At 66.0% G+C, this 8120-nt stretch carries 7 protein-coding genes; 6 read left to right on the forward strand and 1 reads right to left on the reverse strand.

The window, feature by feature from the left end:
* Window positions 1–442: 442 nt before the first annotated feature.
* The 6 genes from T398_RS21860 to T398_RS21885 are packed head-to-tail and all read left to right on the forward strand — an operon-like array spanning window position 443 to window position 7696.
* Window positions 443–1225 (forward strand): thioesterase II family protein, encoded by a 783-nt coding sequence (locus tag T398_RS21860; RefSeq protein WP_496449574.1) that lies wholly within the window; start codon window positions 443–445, stop codon window positions 1223–1225.
* Between the two features lie 18 nt (window positions 1226–1243).
* On the forward strand, window positions 1244–2098 hold the full coding sequence (locus tag T398_RS21865; protein WP_496449575.1) for an isocitrate lyase/PEP mutase family protein: 855 nt from the start codon (window positions 1244–1246) through the stop codon (window positions 2096–2098).
* Window positions 2095–3021 carry a beta-ketoacyl-[acyl-carrier-protein] synthase family protein gene (locus T398_RS21870; protein WP_496449576.1) on the forward strand — a complete coding sequence of 309 codons (927 nt, stop codon included), beginning with the start codon at window positions 2095–2097 and terminating at the stop codon, window positions 3019–3021. The genes T398_RS21865 and T398_RS21870 overlap by 4 nt, the downstream gene beginning before the upstream one ends.
* 55 nt (window positions 3022–3076) lie before the next feature.
* Entirely contained in the window at window positions 3077–5287 is a 2211-nt protein-coding gene (locus T398_RS21875) for an iron-containing redox enzyme family protein (protein WP_496449578.1), read from the forward strand.
* A 26-nt stretch (window positions 5288–5313) separates the two neighbouring features.
* On the forward strand, window positions 5314–6516 hold the full coding sequence (locus tag T398_RS21880; RefSeq protein ID WP_496449580.1) for an acyl-CoA dehydrogenase family protein: 1203 nt from the start codon (window positions 5314–5316) through the stop codon (window positions 6514–6516).
* Between the two features lie 43 nt (window positions 6517–6559).
* The gene (locus T398_RS21885; RefSeq protein ID WP_496449582.1) at window positions 6560–7696 is read left to right on the forward strand and encodes a cytochrome P450; all 1137 of its coding nucleotides are present in this window, start codon (window positions 6560–6562) and stop codon (window positions 7694–7696) included.
* Between the two features lie 21 nt (window positions 7697–7717).
* Here the strand turns inward: T398_RS21885 and T398_RS21890 are convergent.
* Window positions 7718–8120, reverse strand: a 403-nt coding sequence (locus T398_RS21890) for a transposase (RefSeq protein WP_496449584.1), incomplete at its 5' end; no start/stop codon positions are given.

Below are 8120 nucleotides of genomic sequence, written 5' to 3' on the forward strand. Positions count from 1 at the left end.
GTAGGCTGCCACTAGCACGGGGCAGCGTGTTTCGAATTAAGGTCGCCGCAGCAAAGACTTTACGTGCTGCAGGCTCGGCAAATACCTCGGAGAAGAACCGGAGGCTATCCGGCTGCATTGTATGAAACAAGCACTCAACACCCCCGTACGGGCTGCTCTTACCATCCAGACGCTGCGCCTCTATCCCCTACTCGGCGTGTCGCACCGCCGTAACATACCCAGCGCATTGCTGGCCGTCAAGCCCACAAATCACCCGCAACACTCGGAGCTTGTGGCTACAATCGCGGCGGAGAAAAGTCCGTTTCGCCCCGGCGGCGACTTGAAACGATGTATGAACACTTTGACCGACCGACTAATGAACGATCACCGGCACTCGATGGTTGTGACGGTGCGCTAATCTCTCCTGGGAGTAGGAGCTATCCATGTTCGGCGAAGGAATCAAATGTCCGACGTAAACTGGTTTGCCTACCATCCGACCAACTCCGCGGCGCCGGCCCGCGTTTTTTGCTTCGCGCACGCTGGCGGCAATCCCCGGGCGTACCTGGACTGGCAACGACTGCTCGACCACGACGCGCAGGTCGTGGCGGTCTGTCCGCCCGGTCCTCGCCGGGACGACCAGTCCGCGCTGGCCAGCGTCGCCGACCTGGCAGCGGCCGCAGCGGTCGCCCTGTCGACGGCCATGGACCGTCCCAGCTACCTGTTCGGTCACAGCCTGGGCGCTCTGGTGGCCTTCGAGGTCGCCCGTCGGCTCCGCGGCCACCCGCAGCTTCATCGGCTCATCGCCTCCGGGTGTGCCGCGCCGAGTCTCCTGCCGTCGGAGCGGGTGCGCCGCATCGCCCACTTACAGGGCCGGGAGTTCGCCGAGGCCGTGGCGTTCTTCGGAGGCCTCCCGAACGAGGTACTCGGCGACGACGACCTTCGGGAGCTGCTGCTGCCGGCGGTGGCGGCGGATTTCCGCCTGGTCGCCCGCTACCGTTACCGGCCCGCCGCTCCCCTCTCCCTGCCGGTCAGCCTGGTGAACGGCCGCGACGACCCGCATATCGACGCGTCAGCACTCGACCCATGGCGTCGGGACTGCCAGGAGGAGCCGGACCGCCACTGGGCCGAGGGCGGCCACTTCTACCTTGTGCAACAGCCGTCCGCGCCAGTAAAGCTGATCCGGTCGTTCTTGCGAGACGACGCTCTCGGCGCGACGAGCGCCGGGACCCATACCGAACTTATCTGACCGAGAAGGGCTCACCACATGCCGCTCAACGCTGCTGACCAGCACCGTCGCGCCGTCGAGTTCCGTGACCTGCACGCGGCCTCCGATCCATTTGTGATCCCGAACCCATGGGATGCGGGCACGGCTCGAATCCTCACCAGTCTCGGCTTCGCCGCCCTAGCGACCACAAGCGCGGGACTGGCCTTCACGCTCGGTCGCCAGGATGGCGCTAATCTCGTCAGCCGCGCGGAAACACTGGCCAACGCGGCCGCAGTGGCCGAGGCCACGCACCTTCCCGTCTCCGCGGACCTCGAAAACGGCTTCGCCGCCGACCCCGACCAGATCGGTGAAACGATCCGGCTCGCCGCCGATGCGGGCCTGGTCGGCGGATCGATCGAAGACGCCACGGGGCGACCAGAATCGCCGGTGTTTCCGTTCGACGTGGCCATGGAGCGCGTGGTCGCAGCGGTGGAGGCGGCCAAGGCCCTGCCGTTCCCGTTCATCCTTACGGCACGCGCGGAGAACTTCCTCTATGGCATTCCGGACCTCGACGACACAATCCGTCGTCTGCAGGCGTATGAAGCGGCAGGAGCGGACGTCCTGTACGCGCCTGGGCTGCCCGACCTCACTGCGGTGCGGGCGGTGTGCGCAGCGGTCGGCCGACCGGTCAATGTGCTCGCTGGCGGCATGGGCCCGACTTGGACGGCGGCGGAACTCGCTGCTTGCGGGGTGCGCCGCATCAGCATCGGCTCCGCTTTACCACGTGCCGCGCTGGCCAGCGTGCTCGCCGCGGTCACCGAGATCAAGGAGCAGGGTAGCTTCGGCTTCGCCCGCGACGCGCTGCCCTACAAGCAGGCCAATGCGTTGATGGCAGCTCATGGGGAGCACTCATGACCACCGACCCCACGCTGCTCTGCGCTCCGCGGTACATCCTCGGTGAGTTCACCGAAGACCACAGCCTGGTCCGGCACCTCTATCGGCGGGCCGAGGAACTCCGCATGCCACTCAAGCCCGAGCTGTGGGGATGGGGCTCGATCCACCGGAGCGAGCGCGGCCTCGACGACCTAGCAGTGGAGAGCGCGGCAACGACGCTGGCAGCCGCCGCAGTGATGCCGTCCACCGTGGATGCCCTTGTGCTGGCCTGCACCCGGTTCCCAGGTGGCCCCGAGACACACGGCGGTTTGGTCCGTTCGATTCTCACTCGGCTGCGACTCGACCGCGCGGCCTTCTTTGGCGTGACGCTGAACCGATGTACCAACATGCTCGCTGCCCTCCAGCTCGCCGACGCGCTGGTACGCGCGGGAGCGTACCGCAGGGTGCTGGTGGTGACCACTGACCGGGTAACTGACGAAGCCACCCGGATGGAGAGCTTCGCGCTGTTCAGCGACGGCGCGGCAAGTTGCCTGGTCGCCTCCACCCCGGTCGGGAACGAATGCTATGCGATGCTCGGTTGCGCCACCGCCCAGGATGCCGAGAGCTTGGACTGGGGCAACGAGATCAACGCCGGACTAGCCCGCGAAGTCAACCACGCACTCCTCACGCCGCACGGCCTAACGGCCAATGATCTTCATGGTTTGTTCCATACAAACGTGTACAAGCCGATCGCTGTCCTAAAGGAAGCCCAGGCGGGCTTCCGGCTGGATCAACTATGGACGGACAATATCGCCAGGATCGGCCACTGCTTTGCCGCCGACCCGCTGATCAATCTCTCCGACCGGGCCGCCGCCGGCGGTCTGGTCGACGGCGGGCTCTATCAACTAGCTGCCAGCGTACCCGGATCCCGCATCGGCGTCCTGATTCAGAAGCTGACCGCCTGACGGACCGCATCGTCAACGACCTGCGCTATTTAATCTAGACCAACAGGGGGATCTCATGATCCGCACCACCCTACCGCCCGACACCTTCGCCGCCTCGTCGCTCACCCAGTGGGAGTTCTCTCCCACTGCGGCGGACGGGGCGACGAACCTCCTCACCGCACCCGCCGACGCTCTCTTCCTCGGCCTGCTGCGTAACCAGGAATCCGAACCAGCCCTCCTGGCCGCGCGGTGTGTCCTGGCCGCTTTTCTCGAAGGTGAGCGCCAGTCAGCCGAGCCACCCATTGCCGTCAGCGCCGACGCCATTGCCGAGCAGGTGGCGGCCGTCCGCACCCGCATCACGACCAACATCGACGCGTTCGCCTCCGCTGAGCCGCAGGCGCGTACGGCGGTTCTACGACAACGTGCCCCGCTGGCCCTGCTCTCCGGGTGTTGGCTGGACAACGTCTCGCAGCCGGCCACCCAGCCTGCGCTGATTGTAAACCGCCTATTCGTACACCACTTTGCCCTTCGGGGGCAGGGAGTCCCAGCTCGGTCATTGCCACACACTCGCCGGCGGATGCTCGAGTCGCACGGGATCTACCTGCCCAACATAGCTGCGACGGACCTATCCCAGCAGACCGGCATGCGTCGACTGACCGCCCTACATGCGGCCTTCTACCTGGCACTGTCGCGCTTTCCCGCAAGCTTCCTGCCCGAGGTCGTGGGGGTGCACTACGTGTTTTTTGCCCTCGGTGTCGACGACCGTTTGCTCCATACGGAGCCGGCGCTCGACGAGTCCGAGCTACGGGCCGTGCTGACGGAGTACCTACACCTCACCGAGGGTCACGAGGACGGCGCGATGCTGCGCCAACGTGTGCTCTCGGCCGTCCGGTTGGTGCTGACACTCGAGATCGAGCACGTCGAGATGCTGGGCGAGCTGGCCGCGCGGCAGGCCGGCCTGTCACTGGAAGGTCGGGTCGCCGAGATCGTGGAACGCCACGCGCGGTACGCCGGTCGTCAGCACGGGCGGGTACGCCTCGGCGACCAGCTGCTCAGCGACGTCCTTGATGATCCTGATTTTGACCTCGCCACGTTCGTGTCCGAGCTCCGTGGCTCCCGGCACTTCCAACCGCTGCGTGCCGGCGGCTGTCGATTCCTCCGCGCGATCAAGTTCGGCGGCCCAATGTTTGGCGTATTCGACGAGAGCGAGGCCGCCGTCTTCAAGGCTTGGGCCGCAGCGATCGAAGCCGGTGAGCCCGCTGGTCAGCTCACCCCGAACCACGTCGGTGACGATCGTGCCGCGCTCTGGACGCAGCGACTGCGCGGGGCTAGAACGGACGCGACCGTGCTCACCGAGCCCGTGGTACCCAATGACCGGGTGTTGTTCTACCGGCTCGTGAACATCGAACACTTCGCCAACACACTGTCGCAGGCCCGGCAGCGAGCCGAGCGGGGTCTCGACGCCGCCGAGGTGCTGTTCGAGCACGGTGCTGGGGGCCGGTACACCGACGCAAGCTGGTTCGACTACCACCCGGACGCGCTGCGCGACCGCGTCGATCGGATCTACTGGCAGAAACTAGTGGAGCCGTTCCGGCCACTGACCGAGATTCCGGACCGTGAGGCCGTGGTGTTCGGGCAGAAGGTGTTCGGGCTGGGCAGCCTCATTGACGGCACCTGGGCGTACCGCATCGGCAACCTCGGTCGTTACGAGCGCCCCAGCGATGGCATGCTATTCTCGATCTACGCCGATGAAATGGGTCGCGGTGACCTGGAAAAGAACCACATCACCCTGATTCACCGGGTCCTGCGTAGCATGTCGATCGAGCTGCCGCACATCCGCGATGAGGCGTTCCTGGACCAGGACGAGCTTCCTGACCACCTCTACGGCTTCGCGGTGCATCAGATCTGCCTGGCGTTGTTCCCGGATAGCCTCTACGAGGAAATTCTCGGCTACAACCTTGGCATCGAGATGTTCGGGCTCGGTGAGATGCGCCTCCAGGAGATGCAAAAGCTGCGTCGCCACGGCTTCGATGTCGGCTACGAGGAAGCACACTTGTCGATCGACAACTACTCGGCCGGCCACGCCCGGCAGTCCATAGAGTTGATCGTGTCCTACCTCGACGACGTCGAGCGGCAGCTGGGCACCGTGGTTCGTGATCAGCAGTGGCGGCGGATCTGGCGGGGCTACGCCTCCTTCGCATACTTCGTGGAACACGAACTGGTTGAGCGCCAGCCAGCGCAGCTTGCCCCTTCCTTGCCGACCAACGATACCGACCTGCTGATCTGACCACCCTGCGCTCCCGGAGGCCCCCTGTGAGGCAACTGCCCGGACGGCACGACGAGGCCCTACTAGCACTCCCGTTCTTCGAACCGCACCACGTCGACCTGGCACACACCGTAGACCGCTGGTGCGACGCGCACATCGACCTGTGGAGCGACTGCCGAGCCGACACGGACCCGGACAAGATCGGCCGGCGTGTCCTCAAGGCGCTCGGATCCGACGGCAGGCTGGAGTTCCTGCGGCCGGACGCGTCAGACGGCATCGCCGCCGATGGCGACCTTCGGTCGCTCTGCCTGGCCCGCGAGGCCCTGGCCTACGCCGACGACCTGGCAGACTTCACCTTCTCCATCCAGGCGCTGGCTGCGACACCGGTCCTGAGGCATGGCACCGACGAGCAACGCCGCCGCTGGCTGCCGGACATGGCCACCGGAGACCTGGCCGGTTGCTTCGCCGTGTCCGAGGAGGACGCCGGATCGGACCTCGCCGCCATTAGCTTGTGTGCACAACGAGTCGATGCCGGGTACCGCCTCGACGGCAGGAAGGCGTGGATCGCCAACGGCACGATCGCCGGGTTGTACTGCGTGATTGCGCGAACTGGTGATGGGCCGGGGGCACTGGGACTGACCGCCTTCCTCGTGCCGGCCACGACGCCTGGCGTTAGGGTCGAGCCGGTCACCGCAATCGCCGCTCGCTCTTTCTGTCACCTGGTGTTCGACGGCTGCGTCATACCCGAGAACGCGGTCCTAGGCCGGGTGGGGGGCGGCTTTGCCATCGCGATGGAGCTGCTGGAACGGTTCCGGATGACCGTAGGTGCCGCCGCAGTAGGGTTCGCGCGACGAGCCCTCGACACGGCTTTGGCGAGGGCCCGCAGCCGCAAGGTCTCCAGCGGGCAGCTGTTCGACCTGCCGACGGTGCGGGCGACGTTCGCCGACATGGAGGTGCAACTAAACGCCGCAGCACTGCTCGTCGGGCGAGCGGCGTGGGAAGCCGACCGCGGCAACCGGAACTTTGGCCGACATTCGAGCATAGCGAAGCTGTATGCCACCGAGGCGGCACAGGAAATCGTGGATGCGGCAGTGCAGCTGCACGGTGCCGCCGGGCTGGTCGCCGGCAGCGTGCCGGAACGGTTATACCGGCAGATCCGTTCGCTCCGAATCTACGAGGGGACCTCAGAGGTCCAAAAGGTCATCATCGCGAATACGATCGACGCGCAACGCGCAGAACACATCGGCTGACTAGGTCGTCGTAAATCCGTTCCAGGAGATCTCGGGAGTGTGCATGCCATCGCCCGTCGGAGCCGTCGTCCACCCGAACCCGTACCCGTACTACGCCGCCATGGTGGCGGAGCGCCCGTTTCACTTCGACGAGCAACTCGATACCTGGGTGGCGGCATCGGCTGCGGCGGCGCAGGCCGTACTGACCGCCCCAGGTTGCCGGGTTCGTCCGCCTCACGAACCAGTACCGCAAGGTATCACCGGCACACCGGCCGGCGACGTGTTCGGCAACCTGGTGCGGATGACCGACGGCGAGCCACAGCACCGGCTCAAGGCGATCGTCACCCAGGCCCTCGGAGCCGTCGATCGGTCAACTGTCGCCGCGACGGCGATGCAGCGCGCCCGGCAGGTCCTCAACGACTCAGTCCGCACACCGTACGAGCAGTTGATGTTCGAACTGCCGGCCCAGGTCGTGGCAACACTGTGCGGCCTCGACCCAGCTGCCGGTGGTGAGGCCACCCGGCTGGTGGGCCACTTCGTGCAGTGCATTCCCGCCACCGCCTCCCCTGAGCAACAGCAGCGGGCGGCGCAGGCAGCCGCAGGCCTGCAGGAGCTACTCGGCCCGAAGCTCGATGACACACAGCACGGTCTCCTCGGCGACCTGGTGCGGATGGCAACACACGTCGGCTGGACGGACCGAGCGCCCCTGCTGGCCAACGGAATCGGCTTCCTGTCCCAAACCTATGACGCCACCGCCGCTCTGCTGGGCAACACCCTGCTGGCGCTGTCCCAGCAGGAATGTGAGCTGCCCACCAGCGAGATGGCCCTGCAGCGATTCGTACGGGAGGTCATCCGCCACGACGCCCCGATCCAGAACACCCGTCGCTTCACCGCGACGCCGATCCGGCACGGCGACGCCGAGGTGCCGGCCGGGCGGGCCGTCCTCGTGCTGCTCGCCGCCGCCAATCGCGATCCGGCTGCCAACCCCGACCCCCACATGTTCCGCGCCGACCGAACCACCCCCAACGTGTTTACCTTCAGCGCAGGAGCACACCATTGCCCCGGCGAAACGCTGGCTGTGACCATCGTGACGACAGTCGTCGAGCAGCTACTGAGGGTTGGCTTCGATCCGGCGAAATTGTCCACACGGGTGACCTACCGGCCGTCGCCGAACGCGCGCATCCCCGTACTCACCGACTAGTGTCTCGTGATCCTGTTGGGTTTACTTGGCGTTGTTGTCGACGAGTTGTTTGATGCCGGTCTGTACAAGTTGGACCTTGGCGAGGATTTCGCCGGCGGTCGCTGTCCACTGGAACGGGCGGGGGTTGGCGTTCCAGGCCGTGATGTAGTCGCGGATGGTGCGGATCAGGACCTGTACGGAGGAGAAGGTGCCGCGGCGGATGGCCTGTCGGGTGGCGATGCCGAACCAGGTCTCGATCTGGTTCATCCAGCTGGAGCCCTTGGGGGTGAAGTGGAAGTGCACGTGCGGGTTCACGTCCAGCCAGGCATGGACCTCTGGGGTGGTGTGGGTGGACAGGTTGTCCAACACCACATGCACGTCCCGCCCGCGGTGCGGGGCGACCGCCTTCTTCAGGAAGGCCAGAAACTGCGCCCCGTTACGCGAC

The sequence above is a fragment of the Salinispora goodfellowii genome (assembly GCF_059570675.1).